Source organism: Rhodobacter sp. P1_C2, from assembly GCF_056406375.1.
Genome location: NZ_JBFUAG010000015.1, coordinates 126,931 through 149,553, shown reverse-complemented (window position 1 = coordinate 149,553; position 22,623 = coordinate 126,931). Strand labels below are relative to the sequence as shown.

24 protein-coding genes are annotated in these 22,623 nt (G+C 65.4%); 12 read left to right on the top strand and 12 right to left on the bottom strand.

All coding sequences use genetic code 11. The annotated features are described in order from the left end of the window. A partial coding sequence (locus tag AC1DZT_RS21670) for a transposase (RefSeq protein WP_478008730.1) occupies positions 1 to 239 on the top strand: 239 nt, incomplete at its 5' end. 54 nt (positions 240 to 293) lie between these two features. On the opposite strand, the gene AC1DZT_RS21665 is transcribed toward AC1DZT_RS21670, so the two are convergent. Genes AC1DZT_RS21665 through AC1DZT_RS21650 form a run of 4 tightly spaced genes read right to left on the bottom strand, consistent with a single transcriptional unit; the run spans position 294 to position 2,795 of the window. Further along, on the bottom strand, positions 294 to 521 hold the full coding sequence (locus tag AC1DZT_RS21665) for an N-(5'-phosphoribosyl)anthranilate isomerase (protein WP_478008729.1): 228 nt from the start codon (positions 519 to 521) through the stop codon (positions 294 to 296). Positions 522 to 563: 42 nt separating this feature from the next. Beyond that, on the bottom strand, positions 564 to 1,544 hold the full coding sequence (locus tag AC1DZT_RS21660; RefSeq protein WP_478008728.1) for a methyltetrahydrofolate cobalamin methyltransferase: 981 nt from the start codon (positions 1,542 to 1,544) through the stop codon (positions 564 to 566). A gap of 15 nt (positions 1,545 to 1,559) precedes the next feature. After that, complete coding sequence (locus AC1DZT_RS21655; protein WP_478008727.1) at positions 1,560 to 2,477, bottom strand: methylenetetrahydrofolate reductase; 918 nt, start codon at positions 2,475 to 2,477, stop codon at positions 1,560 to 1,562. 15 nt (positions 2,478 to 2,492) lie between these two features. Then, positions 2,493 to 2,795 carry a virulence factor gene (locus AC1DZT_RS21650; protein ID WP_478008726.1) on the bottom strand — a complete coding sequence of 101 codons (303 nt, stop codon included), beginning with the start codon at positions 2,793 to 2,795 and terminating at the stop codon, positions 2,493 to 2,495. A 176-nt stretch (positions 2,796 to 2,971) separates the two neighbouring features. On the opposite strand from AC1DZT_RS21650, the gene AC1DZT_RS21645 reads away from it, so the two are divergent. Both AC1DZT_RS21645 and AC1DZT_RS21640 read left to right on the top strand, forming a co-directional pair. Then, positions 2,972 to 4,105, top strand: a complete 1,134-nt coding sequence (locus tag AC1DZT_RS21645; protein ID WP_478008725.1) for a Ppx/GppA phosphatase family protein — start codon at positions 2,972 to 2,974, stop codon at positions 4,103 to 4,105. 13 nt (positions 4,106 to 4,118) lie between these two features. After that, positions 4,119 to 4,856, top strand: a complete 738-nt coding sequence (locus AC1DZT_RS21640) for an RlmE family RNA methyltransferase (RefSeq protein ID WP_478008724.1) — start codon at positions 4,119 to 4,121, stop codon at positions 4,854 to 4,856. Positions 4,857 to 4,940: 84 nt separating this feature from the next. On the opposite strand, the gene mepK is transcribed toward AC1DZT_RS21640, so the two are convergent. Beyond that, the gene (gene mepK / locus AC1DZT_RS21635) at positions 4,941 to 5,510 is read right to left on the bottom strand and encodes a peptidoglycan L,D-endopeptidase MepK (protein ID WP_478008723.1); all 570 of its coding nucleotides are present in this window, start codon (positions 5,508 to 5,510) and stop codon (positions 4,941 to 4,943) included. 348 nt (positions 5,511 to 5,858) lie between these two features. On the opposite strand from mepK, the gene AC1DZT_RS21630 reads away from it, so the two are divergent. From AC1DZT_RS21630 to AC1DZT_RS21615, 4 genes are all read left to right on the top strand, one after another. Beyond that, on the top strand, positions 5,859 to 7,469 hold the full coding sequence (locus tag AC1DZT_RS21630) for a L,D-transpeptidase family protein (protein WP_478008722.1): 1,611 nt from the start codon (positions 5,859 to 5,861) through the stop codon (positions 7,467 to 7,469). 85 nt (positions 7,470 to 7,554) lie between these two features. Beyond that, a complete protein-coding gene (locus tag AC1DZT_RS21625; RefSeq protein ID WP_478008721.1) occupies positions 7,555 to 8,655 on the top strand; it encodes a UDP-3-O-(3-hydroxymyristoyl)glucosamine N-acyltransferase in 1,101 nt (366 codons plus the stop codon). Next, the gene (locus AC1DZT_RS21620) at positions 8,652 to 8,912 is read left to right on the top strand and encodes an acyl carrier protein (RefSeq protein WP_478008720.1); all 261 of its coding nucleotides are present in this window, start codon (positions 8,652 to 8,654) and stop codon (positions 8,910 to 8,912) included. Before AC1DZT_RS21625 ends, AC1DZT_RS21620 begins: the two co-directional genes overlap by 4 nt. After that, positions 8,912 to 10,096 (top strand): beta-ketoacyl-[acyl-carrier-protein] synthase family protein, encoded by a 1,185-nt coding sequence (locus AC1DZT_RS21615; RefSeq protein ID WP_478008719.1) that lies wholly within the window; start codon positions 8,912 to 8,914, stop codon positions 10,094 to 10,096. The genes AC1DZT_RS21620 and AC1DZT_RS21615 overlap by 1 nt, the downstream gene beginning before the upstream one ends. Here AC1DZT_RS21615 and AC1DZT_RS21610 read toward each other — a convergent pair whose 3' ends face one another. After that, positions 10,097 to 10,753 (bottom strand): invasion associated locus B family protein, encoded by a 657-nt coding sequence (locus AC1DZT_RS21610; RefSeq protein WP_478008718.1) that lies wholly within the window; start codon positions 10,751 to 10,753, stop codon positions 10,097 to 10,099. A gap of 473 nt (positions 10,754 to 11,226) precedes the next feature. Between AC1DZT_RS21610 and AC1DZT_RS21605 the strand changes: the two genes are divergently transcribed. Both AC1DZT_RS21605 and AC1DZT_RS21600 read left to right on the top strand, forming a co-directional pair. Continuing rightward, on the top strand, positions 11,227 to 12,804 hold the full coding sequence (locus tag AC1DZT_RS21605) for a helicase HerA-like domain-containing protein (RefSeq protein WP_478008717.1): 1,578 nt from the start codon (positions 11,227 to 11,229) through the stop codon (positions 12,802 to 12,804). Continuing rightward, positions 12,804 to 13,418 (top strand): hypothetical protein, encoded by a 615-nt coding sequence (locus tag AC1DZT_RS21600; protein WP_478008716.1) that lies wholly within the window; start codon positions 12,804 to 12,806, stop codon positions 13,416 to 13,418. Before AC1DZT_RS21605 ends, AC1DZT_RS21600 begins: the two co-directional genes overlap by 1 nt. Here AC1DZT_RS21600 and AC1DZT_RS21595 read toward each other — a convergent pair whose 3' ends face one another. Genes AC1DZT_RS21595 through AC1DZT_RS21580 form a run of 4 tightly spaced genes read right to left on the bottom strand, consistent with a single transcriptional unit; the run spans position 13,419 to position 17,466 of the window. Further along, on the bottom strand, positions 13,419 to 14,723 hold the full coding sequence (locus AC1DZT_RS21595; RefSeq protein WP_478008715.1) for an HlyC/CorC family transporter: 1,305 nt from the start codon (positions 14,721 to 14,723) through the stop codon (positions 13,419 to 13,421). It abuts the gene before it with no gap. A 1-nt stretch (position 14,724) separates the two neighbouring features. Then, entirely contained in the window at positions 14,725 to 15,717 is a 993-nt protein-coding gene (locus AC1DZT_RS21590; RefSeq protein WP_478008714.1) for a tyrosine recombinase, read from the bottom strand. Then, the gene (locus tag AC1DZT_RS21585) at positions 15,717 to 17,288 is read right to left on the bottom strand and encodes a hypothetical protein (protein WP_478008713.1); all 1,572 of its coding nucleotides are present in this window, start codon (positions 17,286 to 17,288) and stop codon (positions 15,717 to 15,719) included. Before AC1DZT_RS21585 ends, AC1DZT_RS21590 begins: the two co-directional genes overlap by 1 nt. 43 nt (positions 17,289 to 17,331) lie before the next feature. Then, entirely contained in the window at positions 17,332 to 17,466 is a 135-nt protein-coding gene (locus AC1DZT_RS21580) for a hypothetical protein (protein ID WP_478008712.1), read from the bottom strand. Between the two features lie 184 nt (positions 17,467 to 17,650). Between AC1DZT_RS21580 and AC1DZT_RS21575 the strand changes: the two genes are divergently transcribed. Both AC1DZT_RS21575 and aroB read left to right on the top strand, forming a co-directional pair. Next, positions 17,651 to 18,190, top strand: coding sequence for a shikimate kinase (locus AC1DZT_RS21575; RefSeq protein ID WP_478008711.1), 540 nt, complete (start codon positions 17,651 to 17,653; stop codon positions 18,188 to 18,190). Positions 18,191 to 18,192: 2 nt separating this feature from the next. Further along, positions 18,193 to 19,305, top strand: coding sequence for a 3-dehydroquinate synthase (gene aroB, locus AC1DZT_RS21570; RefSeq protein ID WP_478008710.1), 1,113 nt, complete (start codon positions 18,193 to 18,195; stop codon positions 19,303 to 19,305). A 6-nt stretch (positions 19,306 to 19,311) separates the two neighbouring features. Here aroB and AC1DZT_RS21565 read toward each other — a convergent pair whose 3' ends face one another. Then, entirely contained in the window at positions 19,312 to 20,073 is a 762-nt protein-coding gene (locus AC1DZT_RS21565) for a hypothetical protein (RefSeq protein ID WP_478008709.1), read from the bottom strand. Positions 20,074 to 20,264: 191 nt separating this feature from the next. On the opposite strand from AC1DZT_RS21565, the gene AC1DZT_RS21560 reads away from it, so the two are divergent. Then, positions 20,265 to 21,026 (top strand): trypsin-like serine peptidase, encoded by a 762-nt coding sequence (locus AC1DZT_RS21560; RefSeq protein WP_478008708.1) that lies wholly within the window; start codon positions 20,265 to 20,267, stop codon positions 21,024 to 21,026. A 72-nt stretch (positions 21,027 to 21,098) separates the two neighbouring features. Here AC1DZT_RS21560 and glnA read toward each other — a convergent pair whose 3' ends face one another. After that, entirely contained in the window at positions 21,099 to 22,508 is a 1,410-nt protein-coding gene (glnA, locus tag AC1DZT_RS21555) for a type I glutamate--ammonia ligase (protein ID WP_478008733.1), read from the bottom strand. Between the last annotated feature and the right edge of the window lie 115 nt (positions 22,509 to 22,623).

Here is a 22,623-nt window from a genome sequence, read left to right as displayed (position 1 = left end):
TCGGCTATGCCCATGTCCGCGTCGACCATGGCCGCGACGAATTCGTGCGTGGCGAAGTCCATATCAATGGCATCGAGGCCTTCTGGGGCTATGCCAAGACCCGCCTCGCCAGGTTCCGCGGCATCAGCCCCGCCACCTTTTCTCTGCACTTGAAGGAGTGCGAGTTCAGGTACAACAATCGGGGCGAGGATCTCACCCGGCTTCTCCTCGAAATCTGCCGGAAAAACCCCCTCTGCTAGTCAAGACCCTTCGTCGAAAATTCGTGGCTCGATTTTTCGACGAAAAATCGTGACTTAGAAACGCACGGCAATGGGGCCTGAGTGGCAGATCACCACGAGCTGACTGCCCGCCTCGATCAGGTGAAAACCACGCGCTCGGACCGAGCGTTCAAAGCGTTCGAGACCAATTTCCGTTTCCACCCAATATTTCGAACGACGCACAACACCGCCTGAAGCGGCGGATTTTGCGCTGAAAACGTGGTCGAGCCACAGATCGGGATTGGTGTTGCGCGGGTTGTCCATGGGGCGAATTTACCGCCCCATGGTTAACAAATTCCTTAAAACTCAGCCTCGCGCGCGACGCCCACCGCGGCGGCCCGAGGTGGCGGCGGTGGCCGCGGCCGAGGCCTCGGCGAAGGTGGCCCCAGCCTCGACCGCCTCGATCACCTTGGCAAAGCGGATCCATTCGCCGCCATTGGCGTCATGGTTCATCAGGAAATTGGCGGCGCGGATCGCCTCCATTTCCGGCTGACGCACCGGGTTCATGATGGCAGAGGTCATGCCAGCGCCAATCGCCATCGGCAGGAAGGCCGCGTTCACGCCATGCCGATGCGGCAGGCCGAAGGAGATGTTGGAGGCGCCGCAGGTCGTGTTGACCCCGAGCTCCTCGCGCAGGCGGCGGACCAGGGCGAAGACCTGCTGACCGGCCGAACCCATCGCGCCGACCGGCATCACTAGGGGGTCGACCACGATGTCATGCGCCGGAATGCCGAAATCGGCGGCGCGTTCGACGATCTTCTTGGCCACGGCAAAGCGGACGTCGGGGTCCTGGGAAATCCCGGTGTCGTCGTTCGAAATCGCCACCACCGGCACGTTGTACTTCTTCACCAAGGGCAGAATGCGTTCCAGACGCTCTTCCTCGCCGGTCACCGAGTTCAGCAGCGGACGCCCCTCGCAGGCCAGAAGCCCGGCCTCCAGTGCGGCGGGAACCGAACTGTCGATGCACAAGGGCACATCGGTGATGCCCTGGATGATCTCGATCAGCTTCTTCATCAGGGGCGGTTCGGTGAAGTTGTTGTCGGCGTAGCGCGGGTCCACGGCCATCTTGTTGGTGAAGACGGCACCGGAGTTCACGTCGAGCAGGTTGGCCCCGCAGGCCACCTGTTCCAGCGCGTCCTTGATCACGGTGTCGAAATTGTCGAGCTCCAGCTCGGCCGCAAGCTTCTTGCGCCCAGTGGGATTGATGCGCTCGCCGATCACGCAGAAGGGCTCGTCAAAGCCGATGATCACGGTTTTCGTTTTCGATTCAACGACGGTACGGGTCATTGTTCAACCTCCCTCTTACGCTTTGGCCGGCACGCCTGCGGTGCCGCCATTATCGGTTACCCATTGGGCATTGGTCTTGATGCCACCCAGCGGGAAGAAATGCACCTGCTCGATGTTGAAGCCCGGAGTCTTCGCCTTGTGCGCGGCAAGCTCGGCCACGACATCGGTCGGCTCGTAAGGCAGCAACAGCTTGGTCACGTCCATGGCGCGCTTTTGCAGCACGCGCAAGGAGGGGCCGACACCGCAGGCGATGGCGAACTTGATCAGGGTTTGCAGCTTCGCCGGGCCCGCCACGCCGATATGCACCGGCATCTTCACGCCGGCCTCTGCCAGCTTGTTGGCCCAGGCGATCACCGGGGCGGCTTCAAAGCAGAACTGGGTCGCAATCGCCATCTTGGCATCGGTCCGGTCGGCGAAGGCCTGTTTCCAGGCCAGGGCCTTCATCACCACCGCATCGCCGCCATCCTTGTCGATGTCCTTGTTGCCCTCGGGGTGGCCCGCGACATGCAGACGCTCGAAACCGTCGAAGAGGCCGGTCTCGATCATCTGCATCGAATTGTCGAAATCACCCGCCGGGGTGGAGACCCCACCGCCGAGCAGCAGCGCCTGCTTCACACCTGCCTCGCCCTGATAGCGTGCGATCCAGGAGGCGAGGGTGGCCTTGTCATGGATGATCCGCGCCGGGAAATGCGGCATCACGTCAAAGCCTTCGCCGGCGATCCGCTTGGCGGTGGTCACCATGTCATCGATCGGCGTGCCCTCGATATGGGCGATGTAGACGCGGGTGCCCTTGGGCAGAAGGGCGCGGAAATCCTCGACCTTCTCGGCCGTGCGCGGCATGACCTCGATCGAATAGCCTTGCAGGAAGGCCTCGACCTCTTCGGTCACGGGGGCGGGCGTTGCGGCGTCGCGGCGGAAGTTGAACAGGGCCATGTCGTATCCTTTAAATCAGGCTTTCGCCCAACCGTCAGAGGTGATGAGGGATTTCAGACGCTCGGTATCATATGCGGCCTCGATCTTCGCGGCCTCGGCCTCGGCCACCTCCATCTGCTCGCCTTCGACGGTGAAGGGCGGCGCCTTGCGCCATTCGGCCAGATAGGCATCGGCATCCTTGGCGCCGATCTTCATGGCGCAGCGGTCGATGGCCTGTTCGAAGCGTTCGGTCAGCTTGACCTTGGCGCCCGAGCGGCCCTTGCCGACGATGATCTGGGCGGGAATGTCGCGCCAGTAGACGATGGTGACTTCAGGCATGGGAGATGATTCCAGCGTGTAAGTGATGGACCTGTGTAGCGCCGATTTGCGACAGCCGATGCCGGATTTCGACATGAGGCAGCACCAATGCGACGGCCTTCATTCCGCCCGATTGCGGGCTTGAGCGCAAGCCACAACGGGTCTACGATGAGGGCAACCATAGATGGAGGGCGGCGATGACGCCCCAGCGTCCCCGGGGAGCGGACGCAGAAGCGCGCGAGGTCGATCCTGACACGGGGTCCCTCCTGCCGGAAACGTCTGGCTCCTCTACGACCGGGTCCCGGCTTTATGCCGCCGTGGATCTCGGAACAAACTCGTGCCGGATGCTGATTGCCCAACCGCGGGGCAGTCAGTTTCAGGTCATCGACAGTTTTTCCAAGACTGTCCAACTTGGCGCCGGGCTTGAGGCGTCGGGCAAGCTGTCGCGCGCCTCGATGGGGCGCACGATCCAGGCTTTGCGAATCTGCCAGAAGAAGATCGAGAAACACGGCGTCAAACGGATGCGGCTGGTCGCGACCGAAGCCAGCCGCCGGGCGCGGAACGCGCGCGAGTTCATGCGCCAGATCCGCCGCGAGACCGGGTTGACCGTCGATATCATCGGCGCCGAGGAAGAGGCACGGCTGGCGGTGATCTCCTGCGCGCCGCTGGTCCGGCGCGAGACCGATCAATTGCTGATCGTCGACATCGGCGGCGGCTCGACCGAGCTGGTCTGGATCGACCTGTCCGATGTCACCCCCGAGGATCGGCCGAGGTCGATCATGCGGCTTTCCTCCGGCTTTGAACGGCAGGGCAAAGGCGATGCGCGGGTGGTGGACTGGATCTCGGTGCCGCTCGGGGTCGCCACGCTGAAGGACCAGTTCATCGATGTCGAGGATGACGCCGCGCGCTTTGCCCTGATGAGCTGGTTCTTCGAGGAAAGCCTCGCCACCTTCTCGCCCGCCAATGCGGCGCAGCCGAGGAAGGGCTTCCAGATCATCGGCACTTCGGGGACCGTGACCACGGTCGCCGCCTCGTTTCTGGGGCTCCGGCGCTATGATCGGGCCAAGGTGGATGGTCTGGTGATGAGTTCCGACCAGATCGACCTTGTCATCCGCGACTATCTGGCGCTTGGTCCGGAAGGGCGCCGGTCGGATCCGCGCATCGGGCGCGACCGGCATACGCTGATCATGTCCGGCGCGGCGATCCTGCAGGCCTTGATGCGGATCTGGCCGACCGATCAGCTTTCGGTGGCGGATCGTGGTCTGCGTGAAGGTCTGCTATACGCGCAGATGAGCGCCGACGGCGTGTTGGAAGACGGACCTTTTGAGTGATGGGCCTTGACGTATGACTGAGACGAATGATTCCGGACGTGGCCGGCGCGAGCTGCGGGTGAAGGTCAAGACGGCCAAGGGCAGGAAACTGTCCTCGACCCTCTGGCTGGAACGGCAGCTGAACGACCCCTATGTGATCAAGGCCAAGCGCGAAGGCTATCGTGGCCGCGCCGCCTACAAGATCCTCGAGCTGGACGACAAATACGGCTTTCTCAAACCCGGGGCCCGGGTGGTCGATCTTGGCTGCGCGCCGGGCGGCTGGTGTCAGGTCGCCGTGCCGCGGGTGAATGCCCTGGGCGAGAAGGCGGGCAAGCCGGTCGGCACCGTGCTGGGCATCGATCTGCAGGAGATCGAGCCGATTGCGGGCTGCGAGCTGCACCAGCTCGACTTCCTCTCGGAAGGGGCGGATGACCTGGTCAAGGGCTGGCTTGGCGGGAAGGCCGATGTGGTCATGTCCGACATGGCGGCCTCGGCCTCTGGCCACAAGGGCACCGACCACTTGCGCATCATCGCGCTGGTCGAGGCGGCGCTCGCTTTTGCCTTCGACGTGCTGGAGGACGGCGGCACCTTCGTCGCCAAGGTTCTGGCCGGCGGCGCCGAGGTGCAGATGCAGACACTTTTAAAGAAGTCGTTCAAGAAAGTCGCCAATGTGAAGCCGCCGGCGAGTCGCGCTGATTCGTCCGAGAAGTTCGTGGTGGCCCAGGGCTTCCGCGGCCGCTCGGCCGAGACGGATGCCTTTACGCAAGTGTGATACTGCTGCGCGGCGCCAAACGAAAAAGGGCACCCTGGGGTGCCCTTTTTCGTGTCCGGCAAATTTCTGTCCGGGCTGTCGTCTTCAGCCAGCCCAGGTGCGGACCGGGCCGCAATCCATGTGCACGAAGTTCGAACGGTAGTAGTGACCGACGCCGCCCGCCTGGCAGGCCTGCGCGGCGGAAGCCATCTGCGACACGCTGCGCGAGCGCAGACGCAGGTCGGCAGCCATGCCCTGGATGTGCAGCGAATGCTTGGCCACGCCATGCGATTCCGAACGCAGCATCGCATTGGTTTGCGGGGTGCGGTAGCCGGACAACAACATGTAGGGTTCTTTGACGTCCAGCAGATGGTGCGTCGCGGCGATGATGTCCATGTTATGGGGGTTCATCGCGATGGTCTGGTCCGCGCGCAGATCGCGCATGAAATGGCTGATTTCCTTCACGACTTCCGGAATGTACTTGCCGTCTACCCAGTAGATCGCATTCACGGATTCGCCCGAACGCCCGGAGTACATGTTCACGCGGCGGATGTCGCCGGCTCCTTTCAGGAAGCCGAAGGCCTTGGCATAGGTAGGTGCGGCAACGACTGTACCAGCTGCAAAAATCCGCAGCAAAGCACGCCGCGAAACCCCTGCGTTTTCCGTTTCCATCATTGTGAAGCCTGTCCCGTATGTCTCTGTGTGACCGTCTTTTTGACGGCTTTGTTTCCGCCTCGTCCCCAAAGCGTGAGCATTTAATGGCATATCTTTTCCGTCGTCCCAACAGGGAATTCTTTCCCCAAGGCCGAGCATGGCGCCAATAGGCAAAGATTCGCTGAATTCAAGGGCGATTTTCGCCGAAGTTCCCCCTTGCGGGGTAAGTGATCAAATAGAGACATTTGCAGGAGGCCACGGCGCGCAGAGCGCGGCGGGGCTTTGCAATGTCGGAATTTCCAAAGTATCTTCCAAGAAAAGCAGCAGAGTAGCCCGCGGCCGCTCCCGTCCGGGCAAAGGATTTTGGCAATGGCGATTGAGATGAACAGGCGTGGCGCACTTCGGGCTGTGACTTCGGTTCTGGCCTTCGGGGCCGCGCTGCGGATGGGTGCGGCATCTGCGCAGGTGCTGCCTTCGGCCTTTTCGCAGGCCCTGGTGGCCGAAGCGGGCGATGACACGGTGATCGCCGACTTCTACAGCGCGCGCAATTACCAGACGCTCTGGACCGGGATGCAGGATGCGCCGCGGCGCGAGGCCCTGCTGCAGGCCTTCGATTCGGCGCCCGATCACGGCCTGCCGACGCAACGCTACGATGCCGCCGCCCTGCGCAATGCTTTCGAGATCGCCCAGACCGAGGGCGACCTTGGCCGGCTGGAGGTCACCATGACCCGTGCCATGCTGGCCTATGCGCGCGACCTCTCCTCCGGCGCGCTGGAGCCGGGCCGCATCGACGACAGCATCAAGCGCGAGATCACCCGCCCCGATCCGGTTCTTCTCTTGACCCAGGCCAGCACCGACCTGCCGCAGCTTCTGTCCGGCCTGGCACCCCTGGCCCCGGAATATGCCCGCCTGATGGCCGAGAAATTCGCGCTGGAGGCGGTGATCGACCGCGGCGGCTATGGCAATGTGATCTCGGTCGCCGAGGTCAAGCCGGGGGCCAGTGGCACGGCGGTGACCGAGTTGCGCGACCGTCTGGTCGTGCTCGGCTATCTCGACCGGTCGTTCAGCGACAGCTATGACGAGACGATCCAGGCCGCCGTCCAGCGCTTCCAACTCAACAACGGGCTGACGCCGGATGGTGTTGCCGGCAAGCCGACGGTGGCGGAGCTCAACACCTCTGCCGCCGACCGTCTGAAAGCCGTCGTCGTCGCGATGGAGCGTCTGCGCTGGATGGGCAACGCGCCGCGCGGCAGCCGCCATATCTGGGTCAACCAGCCCGATTTCACCGTGAAAGTGGTGGATGACGGCGCGGTGAGCTTCGAATCCCGCGTGGTGATCGGCAAGACCGGGCATGATTTCCAGAGCCCGGAATTTTCCGACACGATGGAATACATGGTGATCAACCCGACCTGGTCGGTGCCGCGCTCGATCGTCGTGAAGGAATACCTGCCGCAGTTCCAGAAGAACCCCGGCGCGCAGGGCCAGTTGCAGCTTCTGGACCGCTCGGGCCGCGTCGTCGACCGCAGCACGGTGAACTTTGCCGCCTATACGCCCGCGAATTTCCCCTTCGCGCTGCGCCAGCCGCCCGAGGACGGCAATGCGCTTGGCAAGGTCAAGTTCATGTTCCCCAACAAGTACAACATCTATCTGCATGATACGCCGTCGAAATCGCTGTTCACCAAGGAAGTGCGGGCCTTTAGCCACGGCTGCATCCGGGTCGGCGCGCCCTTCGACTTTGCCTATGTGCTGCTGTCTCGGCAAAGCGATGATCCCCAGGCCCTGTTCAAGAAATACCTCTCCGGCGGGCGCGAGGCCGTGCTGAACATCGCAAGCCCGGTGCCGGTCCACCTGGTCTATTTCACCGCCTGGCCGGATGATCAGGGCCGCATCGGCTATCGCCGTGACATCTATGGCCGCGACGGTGAACTTTACGGCGCCCTGAAAGATGCGGGCGTGAGCTTCGCGGGTGTTGAAACCTGATCTGAACCTGAGCATATGAAGGCATGGCCCCGCTGCGGCGGGGTGAAGGGATCTGCGGGCGCTCTGCCCGGTTGCGGAGGCGACGATGGCTCATGAAATCGCAGAAATCGCCCGTGCGATCGGTGCCAGTTTCGAAGGCGACGGCAGCCTTGTGATCCGCGGCGCGGCCGAGCCTGCCTCGGCCAGTGCCGAGGACCTCGCCCTTGCCACCAATCCCAAATATGCCGATGGGCTGAAGCTCGGCCATGCCCGCGCCGCCTTGCTGTGGCCGGGGGCGGATTGGCAGGCTTTGGGACTGGAGGCCGCGATTTTCGCGCCGCGCGGGCGTCTGGCCATGTCCGGCCTGACCCGCACCCTCGACGCCGGCCCCGCGATTGCGCCGGGCATCCATCCGATGACGGTGATCGACCCTTCGGCCGAGATCGGCGCCGGGGCCGCCATCGGACCCTTCGTCACCATCGGCGCCGGGGCCAGGATCGGGCCGGGGGCGCGGATCGCCGCGCATGCCTCGATCGGCGCGGGGGCGGTGATTGGCGTCGACGCGCTGATCCTCGAAGGGGTGCGGATCGGCGAAAGGGTCCGGATCGGCGACCGGGTGATCTGCCAGCCGGGTTGCGTGATCGGATCGGACGGGTTCTCCTTCGTGACGCCCGAGAAGTCGGGGGTTGAAGAAATCCGCTCAACCCTCGGGATTCGCGAGGGTTTTCAGGAACAGCACTGGAACCGCATCCACTCGCTCGGCTCGGTCACCCTGGGTGATGATGTCGAGGTCGGCGCCAACAGCTGCATCGACCGCGGCACGATCCGCGACACGGTGGTGGGCTCGCGCACCAAGCTGGATAACCTCGTCCATATCGGCCACAACGTCACGGTCGGCGAGGATTGCCTGCTTTGCGGCATGGTCGGCATCGCAGGCTCGGCCCGGATCGGCAACCGGGTGGTGATGGCGGGGCAATCGGGGCTGGGCGACAACCTCTTCATGGGCGACGATGTGATTGCCGGGGCCGGGACCAAGATCCTGACCAATGCCCCGGCGGGCCGCGTGCTGCTGGGCTATCCCGCGATCAAGATGGAAAACCAGATCGAGATCAACAAGGCCGTCCGCCGCCTGCCGCGTCTGGCCCTGCGGGTCGCGGCCTTGGAGGCGCGGCTTGGCGCGGCCGATGTGCCGGGTGACACGGAATGAACCTCACCGCGCGCGACAGGATCCTGGCCATCCTTGCGGCGCAAGCCCTTCTGACGCCGGCGGACATGCGGCTGGACGCGCGGCCCGAGGATCTGGGGTTGGACAGTCTGGCCCTCGTCGAGGCGATCTTCGCGATGGAGGAGGAGTTCGACATCTCGATCCCCTTCAACGCGCAGGACCCCGCCATGAACAGTTTTGACACCTCGACCTTGGGCGCGGTGGTCACGGCGGTCGAGGCTCTGGTGGCGCGGGCCTGATGGCACGCGTCGTCATCACCGGTGCGGGCACGGTCAATCCTCTGGGGCATGACCGGGCGGCGACGCTTGCGGCGATGGCGGAAGGCCGGGTGGCGATCGGGCCGCTGCAGATTGCCGGGCTTGACAGACTTCAGGTGAAGATCGGCGCGCAAGTCACCGGCTGGACTGGGGATTTCGATCGCAGCGATCTGGTCTGGATGGACCCTTTCGCGCAATATGCCGTGGCCGCGGCGCGCGAGGCCTTGGCCGAGGCCGGGCTGGCGCGGGGTGAGGTTGCAGGCGCCGGGGTGATCCTTGGCAGCGCGGGGGGCGGCTTGCAGACGGTGGATGACAGCTACCGCGCCGTCTATGAGCAACGAAAGACCCGCGTCCATCCCTTCACCGTGCCGCGGCTGATGGCGAGTGCGGCGGCCTCGCTCGTGGCGCGCGATCTGGGGCTGACCGGGCCGGGGTTCAGCGTGGCTTCGGCCTGTTCCTCCTCCAACCACGCGATCGGTCAGGCGTTTCAGATGATCCGGGCGGGAATGCTGCCGGTCATGCTCGCCGGGGGCAGCGATGCGATGCTGTGTTTCGGCGGGCTCAAGGCCTGGGAGGGGCTGCGCGTGCTGTCGGAGACCGGCTGTCGGCCCTTCTCCCGCGGGCGCGACGGGTTGGTCATGGGCGAGGGCGCCGCGGTCTTCGTGCTGGAGGATTACGACCATGCCCGGGCGCGCGGCGCCAGCATCCTTGCCGAGATCGCCGGTTTCTCGATGACGACCGAGGCGGGCGACATGGTCCAGCCCAGCCTTGACGCCAGCGTGACGGCGATGGAAGCGGCGCTGCGCGATGCACGGATGGCGCCCGCCGAAGTGGGCTATATCAACGCGCATGGCACCGGAACCCTCGCCAACGACCGGTGCGAGGCGCAGGCGATTGCGCAGGTATTTCAATCGGATGTGCTGGTCTCTTCCACCAAGTCGCTGCATGGCCACCTGATGGGGGCGGCGGGCGCGGTGGAGCTTCTCGCCTGCCTTCTGGCGCTGCAGGAGGGGGTGATTGCGCCGACGGCGGGCTATCTTGGCCCCGATGCGGAATGCCCGGTGAACCTCGTCACCGAAAGCAAAACGGCCGCGGTGGCGGCCGTTCTGTCGAATTCCTTTGCCTTCGGCGGGCTGAACGCGGTGCTCGCCCTCAGGAAGGTCTGATCACTTCTTGATCTTGTTCAGCGCATCCTTGACGGCCTGCGCGCCCGCCGAGAAGCCCTTCAGCGGCACGTTGATCACCACGGTCTTGTCGGGCGAGGCGGCCGGGACCACGGTCATGGTCAGCTGCTTGCCCTTCTTCATCGCATCGACCTCGGCGGCGGTGAAGCCGACCTTGGCGAGGCAACCGTTCGAGGTGCAGACGTAGAAGGGGTAGAGCTTGCCCTTGTCGCCATCGACCGCGATGCGGATATTGGCGGTCAGCAGGGTTTCCAGGGGGGCGAGGATATTGGCGCCCATCGCGGCCTGGCCGCCATCGGGCAGGGCGAAGAGCACGACTTCCGAGATCGGCGCACCGGATTCATCCTTCACCAGCTGATACAGCTGGCAGAGGTCGGCGCCATCGGCGGACTTGGTGCAGCGCTGCTCCCAGCTGTCGAAGGTATTGGCGAGGTAAAGCTGGCCCACGGCGGCCTGGGTCTGATCCGGCAGCCCCTCTGGAATCCCCATCGAGACGCCCGGATCGGCCGGGGCCGCGGCGGCGCCATCGGCCGGGGCGGCGGTCTGCGCCATGACGGCGGGCGCCAGCGCCAGCGTCATCGCGCTGAGGCCAAGGCTCAACGCCAGGCTGGAGGTGAAACGGGCAAATTTGGCAGTCATATCTGTGTCCTTCAACGAGCGATGGCGTCCGGGGCGAAGCCCCTGCGGGCCCGCGATCGACTTGCTTTAACACGGGCGCGCGCCCTGCGTCAGGCCGCAAAACGCAAAATGCGCATCTGCAGCGGAAGCTTGCGCAAGCATCTGGCACAAGCCCTTGCCTTCAAAAGGAAAAAGGGCCGCGGAACGGCCCTTTTTCTGTCTCTTTTTTTGCTCCCTGTCGGACTGGCCGACTTGATGTTGGGACGCTATGTCGGTTTCACATAATCGTCAACAAGGATTTTCACCGGCTCCGGTCAATTTACCGTGCCGCGAAAAAAGGCCGCACCCGGGGGCGCGGCCAGTCTGACAGGGAGGAATATCGGGGCGGCGCGAAGTGGCGCGGGCCCGATGAGATGAGGATGGCATAAGAAGGTTAAGGATGTATTCTCGGCCTCGGACCGCCCGGACGATCACCGGGCGCGGGGAGAGTTCAGATGACCGATGCGATTGCGGACAGGATCTTTGTGGGCGGCGGCGGCGAGGCTTATGGGCTGCCGCAGAACCTTTTGCTCAAATACGGCAACCGGCATGGCCTGATCGCGGGCGCCACCGGCACCGGCAAGACGGTGACGCTGCAGGTGCTGGCCGAGGGGTTTTCAGCCGCCGGCGTGCCGGTCTTCATGGCCGATGTGAAGGGCGATCTGTCGGGGATCGGGGCGGCAGGCTCGACCACGGCCAAGCTGCACGACGCCTTCATGAAGCGGGCCGCCACCATCGGGCTCGACCTGCAATATCGCACATTTCCGGTGACCTTCTGGGACATCTGGGGCCAGAACGGCCACCCGATCCGCGCCACCGTGGCCGAGATGGGGCCGCTGCTTCTGGCGCGGATGCTGCAGCTCAACGACACGCAGGAAGGGGTCTTGAACGTGGCCTTCCGGCTGGCGGATGAGGAGCAACTGCCGATCCTGGACCTGAAGGACCTGCAAGCCCTGCTGGTCTTCGTGGCCGATCATGCCGACGAGATTTCAAAGCGTTACGGCCTGGTCGCCGGCACCTCGATCGGGGCGATCCAGCGTCAGCTTCTGGTGCTGGAAAACCAGGGCGCGGTGCAGATGTTCGGCGAACCGGCGCTGGAGCTTGCGGACCTCATGCGCGTCGATGCCAATGGCGCGGGGATGATCAACCTGCTGTCGGCCGAAAAACTGATGCTGAACCCGCAGCTTTACGCGACCTTCCTTCTGTGGCTGCTGTCGGAACTGTTCGAGACCCTGCCCGAGGTCGGCGACCCCGACCGCCCGAAGCTGGTCTTCTTCTTCGACGAGGCGCATCTTCTCTTCACCGACGCGCCCAAGGCGCTGATCTCGAAGGTGGAGCAGGTGGCGCGGCTGATCCGGTCCAAGGGGGTGGGGGTCTATTTCATCAGCCAGAACCCGGCGGATATTCCCGAGGTGATCCTCGGCCAATTGGGCAACCGGGTGCAGCACGGCTTGCGCGCCTTCACGCCGAAGGACCAGAAGGACCTTGCCCATGCCGCCGAGACCTACCGCCCCAACCCGCGCTTTGACACCGCCACCGCGATCCGCGAGGTCGGGACGGGCGAGGCTGTGACCTCCTTCCTCGAAGACAAAGGCGTGCCTGGGGTGGTGGAGCGCACGCTGGTCCGCCCGCCCTCGTCGCAGATCGGGCCGATCGACCCGGCCTTGCGGGCGCAGATCGTGGGCGCCTCGCCGATGGGGGCCAAGTACAGCCAGACGGTGGACCGCGATTCGGCCTATGAGCGGCTGAAGGCGCGGGCCGATGCGGCGGCGGGCCAGGCGCAGCAGCAGGCCCCGCAGCCGACACCGCAGCAGGCTCCAGAGCCGAGTGGCGACACCTATTCTCACGCCAAGCGCTATGGCGGCCCGGTCGGCACCGGCGGCAGCGCCGCCCCGCGCCCGGCCCCGCAAGCCCCGCGCAGCCGGACCGATTCCCTCACCGAGGCCTTCGCGAAAAGCTTCGCCCGCCAGATCGGCACCAAGACCGGCCAGGCCGTGGTGCGCGGCATCCTGGGAGGGTTGTTCGGCAAGTGATGCGCGGTCTGACCTTGGTGACGGCGGCGCTTGCTGTGCTTCTGTCGCTTTCTTCGGCCAGGGCAGAGGATCCAGACCCCCTGGCGGGTGTCGATCAGATCGTCGTCGAGATTGAGGATTGTCTGGACAAGGCCCTGGCCGCAACCGATCCGGCTGTCGATGTGAGGCCGGCCTACAAGATTTGCGTGGGCCCTGTGTTCAAACAGTGCCTTTTCCTGTTCTGGCAGACCTCCGATGACTGCAATGGCAAGCACCTGCTGGCCTGGCGCAAGATCGGGCGCGATATGCTCGCCCGCAATCTGCTCGTCACGATCAATCACGGGGATCGGCGGGCTCTGCCGCCGAGCGCCCTGTCGCAGACCATCAGCGACTTTCTCGACGATGAGAAAACCTTCCGCGATCTGTGCGGGCTTGCGGCGTCTCTGGGCAGTCCGCCGGCAGTTGAAGAGACCGCGTCCTCCAGCCAACGGGACCTCGCCTGCCTCGTGAACAGCGCGATGACTGTAGCGATTCTGGAACACGACCGATTGCGCGCGCAACAGGTCTCGCTTTGGAAATCGTGTCAGAAGGCGGGGCAGGGTGACTGCGCCAGCCTTCTGACTGTGACCTGGTGATCAGAGCTTCCTGATCTTGATCCGGGTCAGGCGGTTTTCGCGCCGGGTCATCACCTCGAAGCGGAAGCCGTGGAAGCTGAAGGCCTGGCCCTGTGCCGGGATCATCTGCGCCTCGTGGATCACGAGGCCTGCCACGGTATTGGCCTCGTCATCGGGCAGGGCCCAGTCGGTGGCGCGGTTGAGGTCGCGGATCGTCATGGCGCCGTCGACCATCACCCCGCCATCCTCGGTCCGCTTCACGGTGTGGGTGGTATCGACCACGTCGAATTCATCGGTGATCTCGCCGACGATTTCCTCGAGGATATCCTCCAGCGTGATCAGGCCCTGCAGCGTGCCGTATTCGTCCACCACCAGGGCGAAATGGGTGCGGCGTTTCAGGAACTCGCGCATCTGTTCGTCGAGCGTCGTGGTGTCGGGGATGAAATAGGGCTTCATCGAGACCTTGACGACATCGAGCGATTCCATCGCCTTGGCATGGCTGTCGTGGATATGGTCCAGACGCTCCACCTCGCGCAGCAGGTCCTTGGCGTGGATGACGCCGAGGATGTTCTCGTCATTGCCGCGGTAGACCGGCAAGCGCGAGTGGGAGGAGGCGAGAACCCGGCTGACGATCTCCTCGGGGGCCAGATCGGCGTCGATCATCTCGGTCTCGCGGCGGTGGCGCATGATCTCGTCCACCGTCCGGTCCGACAGGTCCAAAGCCCCCAGCAGGCGGTCGCGGTCCTCTTTCTCCACCGCGCCCTCGGAATGGCCGAGCGAGATGGCGCCGGCGATTTCCTCGCGCAGGGCAAGGATATGGCGGTTGGGATCGGCGCGGACGCCGAAAAGGCGCAGGATCAGCCGGACGAAGGCGCGCACCGTGTTCACCACCGGGGTGAAGAGCACGATCAGCACCCGGATCGCCGGGGCGACCATGACGGCGACCTGCACCGGGAAGATGATGGCGACGGTCTTGGGTAGGACCTCGGCAAAGACCAGGACCAGCACCGTCACCATGACCGTGGCGATGGCCACGCCATTGGTGCCGAACAGGTCGGTGAGCAGCGCCGTCGTCAGCGAGGCCGACAGGATATTGGCGACGTTGTTGCCCAAAAGCAGGGCGCCGATCATCCTTTCGTTGTCGTCCGTCACCTCCAGCGCGGCCCTGGCCCCGCGCGAGCCCTTGTCGGCCTGGGCTTTCAGCACCCCGCGCGAGGCGGCGGTCAGGGCGGTTTCCGAGCCCGAGAAGAAAGCTGACATCAACAGAAGTCCGGTCACCGCGACGGCGGTGATGACCAAAGTTGCGTTGGCGACAATCCAGTCCATTTTATCCTTTTGTCCTTTTGGTGGTGGAGAGCGGATGGTGATTCATCACCAGATCCTTCAGCTGATCTTCCAGCACATGGGTGTATATTTCGGTGGTCGACAGGTCGGCATGGCCCAGAAGCGTCTGGATCACCCGCAGATCGGCGCCATTGGCCAGAAGATGCGTCGCAAAGGCGTGGCGCAGCACATGGGGCGAGACCAGGCCCGGGTCAAGCCCGGCCTTCAGCGCCATCTCCTTGACCAGCCCGTGGAATTGCTGCCGGGTCAGGTGGCCATCGGCGCCCGAGCCGGGAAAGAGATAGCGGTTGGCGGGCTTGCCCTCCTTGCGGGCGGCCTCTTCCTCGGCGTCGCGCAGCTTCAGCCAGGCGGTCAGGCCGGCGCGGGCAGGGGGTGACAGCGGGGCCATCCGCTCCTTGTCGCCCTTGCCGCGGACGAGGATCATCTTCGGATCGCCCCGCACGGTGGAGATCGGCAGGGTGACAAGCTCGGTGACCCTGAGGCCCGTGGCGTAGAGAAGCTCCATCAGCAGAAGGTTGCGCTGGCGGTCGCGCGGAGAGCGTCCCGTCTCGGCCGCGGCGGCGAGGAGGGCCGCGACATCGGCCTGGCTCAGCGATTTGGGCAGATGCCGCGAGGCGCCGGGGCCTGCGATGCGGATGGCCGGGTTGTCCTTGCGCCAACCCTCCTCGTGGGCAAAGCGGTATAGCTGGCGGATCGCCGAGAGGCGGCGGGCGCGGGTGCTTTGCGACAGACCCTCGTTGGCGCAGGCGACGAGATAATCCTCGACATCGCCACGCGCGGCCTCGGCAAGGCTGCGGGGGGCCAGGTGGCTGGCAAAGGCCAGAAGATCGCGGCCATAGGCCATCTGCGTGTTGCGGGCGGCGTTGTGTTCGGCGGCATGGGCCTGCAGGAAGGTCGAGATCCAGCGCTGGCTATCGGCCGTTCCCTGCACCGTCCGTAATTCCGTACTGTCGTCGCTTTGCGCGGGTTCGTCCATCAGCCGCGCCGGTCCAGCAGCAGCAGTTGCAGCGCGGCGCGCCGGGCGACATCCTCCTGGCCGAGGGCGTGCAGCACCGAGAGCCCGGCCGAGACGGCGCGCAGGTCGCCCGCCTCGCCCTCATGCATCAGGGGCATGGTCAGCAAAAGCGCCTCGCCGATCCGGCCCTGGTCGATCATCGCCTGAATCTCCTGCGGGATCTGCGGCGTGGTGAAACCGTCGAGGATGGCATGCGCCATGTCCGAGGTTGCGGGCGCCTTGTCGGGCGTGCCCTGCGCCAGGGCAAGGGCGAAGGCGGCGTCCGGGTCGGTGGCGCTGCGGCCCTTGGTCAGCTTGGCATAATCGGGCGACAGCAGCATGACCGTGCGGGCCACCGAAGCGGCCTCGCCTGACAGTGTAAGTTTGGCCAGCGCCGGGCCGTAGAGCGTGGCAAAGGGCACCTCCAGCTCGGCCTCTTTCATCAGCGCCCAGGCTTGTGGCAGGGTGCGGCTGACCGCCTTGGCATCCTTGGCGGCAATCGCCTTGTCCACCGCCTGGAAAGCTGCCACCCGGTCCCAGACCCCACCGGAGGCGGCGGGCTTTTGCTGGGTGTAAAGCCCGAGCAGGAGGTTGGGCGCGACCGAGCCCAGACGGCTCAACCGTTCGACCGCCTCGAGCTGCGCCTTCCAGCCGGCCTGATCGGAGAGGTCGGCATAGGTGAAGGCCACCGGCAGGCTGGTCTCGGGCAGGGGCTCGCCGATCGCCTCGTAGATGCGGAAGATCAGCGGCGTCACCGGCTTTGGCATGATCGGCGTGATGCCCTCTTCGTCCTGCGACGGGTCCATGAAGCGCGACAGCAGCGCGGCTTCCTCGGGGCTGACCGTGCCAAGCGCCTTGGACGTGTCGAGCGTCAGTTCCGCCGTGTCGAAATCGCCCGCCCGTGCCAGGCAGAAGATCCGGGTCGGCAGGGCCGGCGCGAGACCCGGCGCCTCTTTCAGGGCGGTGCAGGCGCGGTCCTCGTCGCCGATCAGCAGGGCCACGTCGAAGAAGCGCCGGAAGATCTCGGGCGAGCGGGCGGCGCCGGCGGTGTCGAGCAGGGCGCGCGCCTGATCCAGCGCCCCCATCTCCATCAGCTTGTCGACGCGGGCGAGAAACAGGCTCTCGCCGGCGGGAATGTCGGCGGGCGCATCAGCCTCGGCCAGAAGCAGGGTCAGCATCAGGCCCTGCATCGCCGGCAGGTCCTGCGCATTGTCGCGCTGCAGAAGCGCCGAGATATCCGAGACCTTGGCCATGCCCCAAAGGTCCTGCGGCAGATGGGTCACATCGGGCGGCAACAGGCCAAGGGCATCGGTGCTTTCGACGCCGAGGGTCTGGACGGTCACATCCTCGGGTGCGGCGCCCTTCTTGGAGACCGGCGGCTCCACCGGGGCCGGCATCGCGGCGGGGGTCACCAAAGACTGGCTGAGCCAGTCGATCGCCGAAAGCGGCGGTGCCTGCTGCACCTCGGCCCGGGCCGGGGCGATGCAGATCGCCAGAAAGGGCAGAACCAGTGCAGCGCCCAGAAGCGCCGCCTTCCTGCTGCGGCGCGGCATGATGCGCTGCGGCGTCAGGCTGGACCTGCCCCTGCTAAATCGGTCATTCGCCATTCAGTGTCACCGGCACTTTGATCTCGCCCGTCGTGGGGGAAAGGTCTGCCACATAGGCATAGGCCACCAGAGCGGCAAAACCCAGAACCGCCAACACCAGCACCGCCTTGATCAGTCGTCCCATCCGGATCGCCTTCCCTTGCCTGTTCCTGCGCCTCGATCGGAACCCACTTTCGGGGCCTTGATCCGATCCACCATTTATATATGGCATTTGCCGCGACTTCACGCCATTCAGGACACGAAAGTCATCTGCCAGGGCGGCATTATCCTGCCCTTGGCTTATGCGAAAGGGGGGACGGAAGGTAACCATGCAGCGCTTGAGGAAAACCGTCGTCCTTGTGGGCATGATGGGGGCGGGAAAAACCGCTGTCGGCACGGCGCTGGCGCGGCTTCTGGCCGTGCCCTTCCTTGATTCGGACGAAGAGATCGTCAAAGCCGCCAAGCAATCCATCGCCGAGATCTTCGAGCGCGACGGCGAAGCCTTTTTCCGCGCCCGCGAGACAGAGGTGCTCAACCGCCTGCTGCATGGCGTGCCCTGCGTCCTGTCCACCGGCGGCGGCGCCTTCCTGGCCCCGGTCAACCGCGAGCTGATCCATCTCAGCGGCGTCTCGGTCTGGCTGCGCGCCGATCTGGAGCTTTTGTGGCAAAGGGTGCGCCACAAGACGACGCGGCCCTTGCTGCGCACCGCCAACCCGCGCGAGACGCTGCGCGGCCTTTACGAGGCGCGCCAGCCTGCCTATGCGCAGGCGGATCTGGTGGTGGATTCCGCCGCTGACATTTCGGTCGATGCGATGGCCGAACGGGTGGCCGCGGCGCTGAGCCAGCGCCCCGATGTGCTGGAGAGTTGAGAATGACGAATATCGTGGCGGTGGATCTGGGGACGCGGTCCTATCAGGTGCGGATCGGTCCGGGTCTGGTGGGGCGGCTTGGCACCGAGATCGCGCCGTTCTTGCGCCGCAAGAGGGTGGCGATCGTCACCGATGAGACCGTGGCCGCCCTGCATCTGCCCGCCGTTCTGGCGGCGCTTGCCGCCGAGGGCATCGCCGCCACCTCTCTGGCGCTGCCGCCGGGCGAGGCGACCAAGGGCTGGCCGGAGTTCACCCGCACCGTCGAATGGCTGCTGGCCGAAAAGATCGAGCGGCGCGACATCGTCATCGCGCTTGGCGGCGGCGTGGTGGGCGACCTTGTCGGCTTTGCCTGCGCGGTGCTGCGGCGCGGGGTCGGCTTCGTGCAGGTGCCGACGACGCTTCTGAGCCAGGTCGACAGTTCGGTCGGCGGCAAGACCGGGATCAACTCCACCCATGGCAAGAACCTGATCGGCGCCTTTCATCAGCCGGTGCTGGTGCTGGCCGATACCGATGTGCTGAACACCCTGCCGAAGCGCGACCTGCTGGCGGGCTATGGCGAGGTGGTGAAATACGGGCTTCTGGGCGATGCCGCCTTCTTCGACTATCTTGAGGCCGAGGGCCCGGCGCTGGCGCGTCATGACGCAGGGGTGATCCTGAAGGCGGTCTCGCGCTCGGTCGAGATGAAGGCGCGGATCGTCGAACGCGACGAGACCGAGGAGGGCGAGCGCGCGCTGCTGAACCTTGGCCACACCTTCTGCCACGCGCTGGAAAAGGCCACCGGCTATTCCGACCGCCTGCTGCATGGCGAGGGCGTGGCGATCGGCTGCGCTTTGGCCTTTGAGCTCAGCCAGCGGATGGGCCTGTGTTCGCAGGAGGCGCCAAGCCGGGTGCGGGCGCATCTGAAGGCGATGGGGATGAAGACCGACCTTTCGGACATTCCGGGTGATCTGCCGGGTGCCGAGGCGCTGGTCGCCCTGATGGGGCAGGACAAGAAGGTGATCGACGGCAAGCTGCGCTTCATCCTGGCGCGCGGCATCGGCGAGGCTTTCGTCGCCGATGATGTGCCGCCGGCGCTGGTCACCGGCCTGTTGCAGGACGCCCTGCGCCGGGGCTGAACAGGGCTATTCCCACTCGCGCAGATCGCCGCCGTTCAGGTGGTAAAGCCCGGCCTGGCCCAGCCCGACCGGCAGGACCAGAAGCAGGAGGCCCCAGGCGATGCCATGCGCCAAGACCGGCGCCGTGACGCGGGCGGCGCCGGCCAGCAGGCGGCGGCCAAGCGCGGGGCGCTCTGCGGCGATCAGCTCCTCGACCGGGCGGGCCACTGGGGCGGAGGGTGCGGCGGGCTGATCTTCGGGCGGCAGGTCGGGCACGGCATGGATCAGCGCCCGGATCGCCGCCAGCGCAGGCTCGCCCAGGTCCGAGCGCGGGACGGCGGGGTTGTCGGCGGCGAGGCTGAGGGCAGGGGCCGCGGGCGCGGGGCTGGGCGCCGGGGCGACCGGTGCGCGCGACCGCTCCGGGCGGCGGATCAGGTCGGGATAGGCCAGAGGCTCTGGCGCGACCGGCTCGGGGAGGAGGATCCTTTGCGCCTCTGAAAACCGGGCGGCGAGGCCGGAAAGCCCGGCAGCGACTTGGCGATGCGAGGGCACGATGCACGAAGCCCGCCCCATCCAGCCGGTTTTCACCCGGTAGCGCCCGGCCGCCACCGCCGCGCCGAAATTGCCAAGGCCCGAACCGGTCCTGCCCAGCCAGGGCGCCAGGCTGCGCCGCGCCATCTGCGTGCCGACGGCAGCCCAGGCCCGGACATGGAACTTCGGCTGCTGGCGTCCATCGACCCAGATCGGCGGCCGTTCGGGGGCAGGGTCCTTCAGGGACGGACGGTCCATGGCAAGCTCCGAAACGTATTGATTGAAAACAATTTTCTCGAGTCTGGCGAAAACTTTGGCTTTTCGGCGGTGGCCTCGTGGCAAAAACAGGGCAAAACGCACGTCAAGGTTGATCTTGCCATGGCGGAGCGGGTTGACGGCGCGAAAGCCCGCGCCCTAACCTGAGGGGGAAGAGCAGAAGGGATCAGGGCGTGAAAACAGGCTTTTGGCGGCGGCTGGGGCCTTGGGTGGCGGGCCAGATGGTTCTGGTCGGACTGATGCTTGCCGCGCCGGGCGGTGCGGAGCCCGCAGCCCCGCGGATGATCCCCGATGACGAGGCTGCGGCCTGGCGCGCGGTGGGGCCGCTGCATGTCGCCGGCAACCGGTCCTGCACGGCGACGCTGATCTCGGACCACGAGGCGATCACCGCGGCGCATTGCCTGTTTCACCCGGTCACCCATCACCGGGCCGATCCCTCCGACATCAAATTCGTGCTGGGCCAGCGCCGCGACAGCTATGCCGCGCTGCGCGGGGTATCCCGCCTCGCGGTGTTGCCGGGCTATGTCTATATCGGGCAGAAGGTCGGGCTGAGCCAGGTTTCAAGCGACCTCGCCCTCCTGGAGCTGGATCAGCCGGTACCCGCCAGCGAGGCGGAGCCGCTGCCGGTGGCCGACTGGCCGCCTGCGGAGATGAAGAATGCCGAGGTCAGCGTGCTCGGCTTCGGGCGGGACCGGCCCTATATGGCGACGATCCGCACGGGATGCCGCGTGACCCAGACGGCAGGCGCCGTGGCCGAGATCGACTGCGCCCTGGTGCCGGGCCTGTGGGGCGCGCCGGTGCTTCTGGGCGGGGGCACGCCGCCGCAGGTCGTGGCGGTGGTTTCCTCACTGGTGGGGACCAGGGTCAATGTCGAATCCAGCCTGGTCCTGGGCATAGGCCCGCATCTGGAGGAATTGCGCGCCCTCTTGAAGTGACACGGGCCAAGGCCTGAGCGCAAAGAAAAAGGGGCGCCCGGAGGCGCCCCTTTGACATCCATGCCGATCAGATCAGCAGGAATAGTACATCGCATATTCCACCGGGTGCGGCGTGTGTTCGAAGGCGTAAACCTCTTCCCACTTCAGCGCCATATAGGCTTCCAGCTGGCTGCGCTCGAACACGCCGCCGGCGAGGAGGAAGTCCATGTCCTTCTCCAGCTCGTCCAGGGCTTCGCGCAGCGAACCGCAGACGGTCGGGATGGTGGCCAGTTCTTCCGGCGGCAGGTCGTAGAGGTCCTTGTCCGAAGCCGGACCCGGGTCGATCTTGTTCTTGATCCCGTCGAGACCGGCCATCATCAGGGCGGCGAAGGCCAGGTAGGGGTTGGCCGAGGGATCGGGGAAGCGGGCTTCGACGCGCTTGGCCTTGGGCGACTCGGTCCACGGAATACGGACGCAACCCGAGCGGTTGCGGGCCGAATAGGCGCGCAGAACCGGGGCTTCGAAGCCGGGGATCAGGCGCTTGTAGCTGTTGGTCGAGGGGTTGGTGATCGCGTTCAGCGCCTTGGCGTGAACCAGGATCCCGCCGATGAACCAGAGGGCTTCCTGGGACAGATCAGCATATTTGTCGCCGGCGAAGAGCGGCTTGCCGTCCTTCCAGATCGACATGTTGACGTGCATCCCCGAGCCGTTGTCGCCCTTCATGGGCTTGGGCATGAAGGTCACGGTCTTGCCATAGGCGGCAGCCACGTTGTGGATGACGTATTTGTACTTCTGGATGTTGTCGGCCTGTTCGACCAGACCACCGAAGATCATGCCCAGCTCGTGCTGCGCGGTGGCAACCTCGTGGTGGTGCTTGTCGACCTTGATGCCCATGCGCTTCATCGTCGAGAGCATTTCCGAACGCAGATCCTGCGCCGCGTCGATCGGGTTGACCGGGAAATAGCCGCCCTTGTAGGCCGCGCGGTGCGCCAGGTTGCCGCCTTCGAAGGCCGCATCGGTGTTCCAGGCCGCATCTTCCGCGTCGATCTGGTAGGAGACCTTGTTCGGCGCGATCTGGTAGCGGACGTCGTCGAAGATGAAGAATTCAGCTTCCGGCCCGAAATAGGCGGTATCGCCGATGCCGGAGGATTTCAGATAGGCTTCCGCCTTCAGCGCGATCTGGCGCGGGCAGCGATCGTAGGGCTCGTTGGTGTCGGGCTCGACCACGTTGCAATGCACGCAGAGCGTCTTTTCGGCGTAGAAGGGGTCCATGTAGACCGAGGCCGCATCGGGCATCAGCTTCATGTCCGACTCGTCGATCGACTTCCAGCCAGCGATGGAGGAGCCGTCGAACATGAAGCCTTCTTCGAAGAAGTCCTCATCCACGAGGTCAGCCACCAGCGTCACGTGCTGCAGCTTGCCCTTGGGGTCGGTAAAGCGGATGTCGACGTATTCGACGTCTTCGTCCTTGATCAGTTTCAGAGCATCGCTAACTGCGCTCATCATGCTGCCTTTCGGGTTGGGGTTACTGTTCGTTCGTCTTGGCGCGCTTGTACGCCGCAATCCGGTTTTTCCCTTTGGAACGGTCCGGTTACGGCAAGCACCTGAGGCCCCGCAA

Bases quoted from the DNA above. Each gene is read 5' to 3' on its own strand.
- AC1DZT_RS21665 (WP_478008729.1), bottom strand. From the start codon at position 521: ATGGACAACCCGCGCAACACCAATCCCGATCTGTGGCTCGACCACGTT.
- AC1DZT_RS21660 (WP_478008728.1), bottom strand. From the start codon at position 1,544: ATGACCCGTACCGTCGTTGAATCGAAAACGAAAACCGTGATCATCGGC.
- AC1DZT_RS21655 (WP_478008727.1), bottom strand. From the start codon at position 2,477: ATGGCCCTGTTCAACTTCCGCCGCGACGCCGCAACGCCCGCCCCCGTG.
- AC1DZT_RS21650 (WP_478008726.1), bottom strand. From the start codon at position 2,795: ATGCCTGAAGTCACCATCGTCTACTGGCGCGACATTCCCGCCCAGATC.
- AC1DZT_RS21645 (WP_478008725.1), top strand. From the start codon at position 2,972: ATGACGCCCCAGCGTCCCCGGGGAGCGGACGCAGAAGCGCGCGAGGTC.
- AC1DZT_RS21640 (WP_478008724.1), top strand. From the start codon at position 4,119: ATGACTGAGACGAATGATTCCGGACGTGGCCGGCGCGAGCTGCGGGTG.
- mepK (WP_478008723.1), bottom strand. From the start codon at position 5,510: ATGATGGAAACGGAAAACGCAGGGGTTTCGCGGCGTGCTTTGCTGCGG.
- AC1DZT_RS21630 (WP_478008722.1), top strand. From the start codon at position 5,859: ATGGCGATTGAGATGAACAGGCGTGGCGCACTTCGGGCTGTGACTTCG.
- AC1DZT_RS21625 (WP_478008721.1), top strand. From the start codon at position 7,555: ATGGCTCATGAAATCGCAGAAATCGCCCGTGCGATCGGTGCCAGTTTC.
- AC1DZT_RS21620 (WP_478008720.1), top strand. From the start codon at position 8,652: ATGAACCTCACCGCGCGCGACAGGATCCTGGCCATCCTTGCGGCGCAA.
- AC1DZT_RS21615 (WP_478008719.1), top strand. From the start codon at position 8,912: ATGGCACGCGTCGTCATCACCGGTGCGGGCACGGTCAATCCTCTGGGG.
- AC1DZT_RS21610 (WP_478008718.1), bottom strand. From the start codon at position 10,753: ATGACTGCCAAATTTGCCCGTTTCACCTCCAGCCTGGCGTTGAGCCTT.
- AC1DZT_RS21605 (WP_478008717.1), top strand. From the start codon at position 11,227: ATGACCGATGCGATTGCGGACAGGATCTTTGTGGGCGGCGGCGGCGAG.
- AC1DZT_RS21600 (WP_478008716.1), top strand. From the start codon at position 12,804: ATGCGCGGTCTGACCTTGGTGACGGCGGCGCTTGCTGTGCTTCTGTCG.
- AC1DZT_RS21595 (WP_478008715.1), bottom strand. From the start codon at position 14,723: ATGGACTGGATTGTCGCCAACGCAACTTTGGTCATCACCGCCGTCGCG.
- AC1DZT_RS21590 (WP_478008714.1), bottom strand. From the start codon at position 15,717: ATGGACGAACCCGCGCAAAGCGACGACAGTACGGAATTACGGACGGTG.
- AC1DZT_RS21585 (WP_478008713.1), bottom strand. From the start codon at position 17,288: ATGCCGCGCCGCAGCAGGAAGGCGGCGCTTCTGGGCGCTGCACTGGTT.
- AC1DZT_RS21580 (WP_478008712.1), bottom strand. From the start codon at position 17,466: ATGGGACGACTGATCAAGGCGGTGCTGGTGTTGGCGGTTCTGGGTTTT.
- AC1DZT_RS21575 (WP_478008711.1), top strand. From the start codon at position 17,651: ATGCAGCGCTTGAGGAAAACCGTCGTCCTTGTGGGCATGATGGGGGCG.
- aroB (WP_478008710.1), top strand. From the start codon at position 18,193: ATGACGAATATCGTGGCGGTGGATCTGGGGACGCGGTCCTATCAGGTG.
- AC1DZT_RS21565 (WP_478008709.1), bottom strand. From the start codon at position 20,073: ATGGACCGTCCGTCCCTGAAGGACCCTGCCCCCGAACGGCCGCCGATC.
- glnA (WP_478008733.1), bottom strand. From the start codon at position 22,508: ATGAGCGCAGTTAGCGATGCTCTGAAACTGATCAAGGACGAAGACGTC.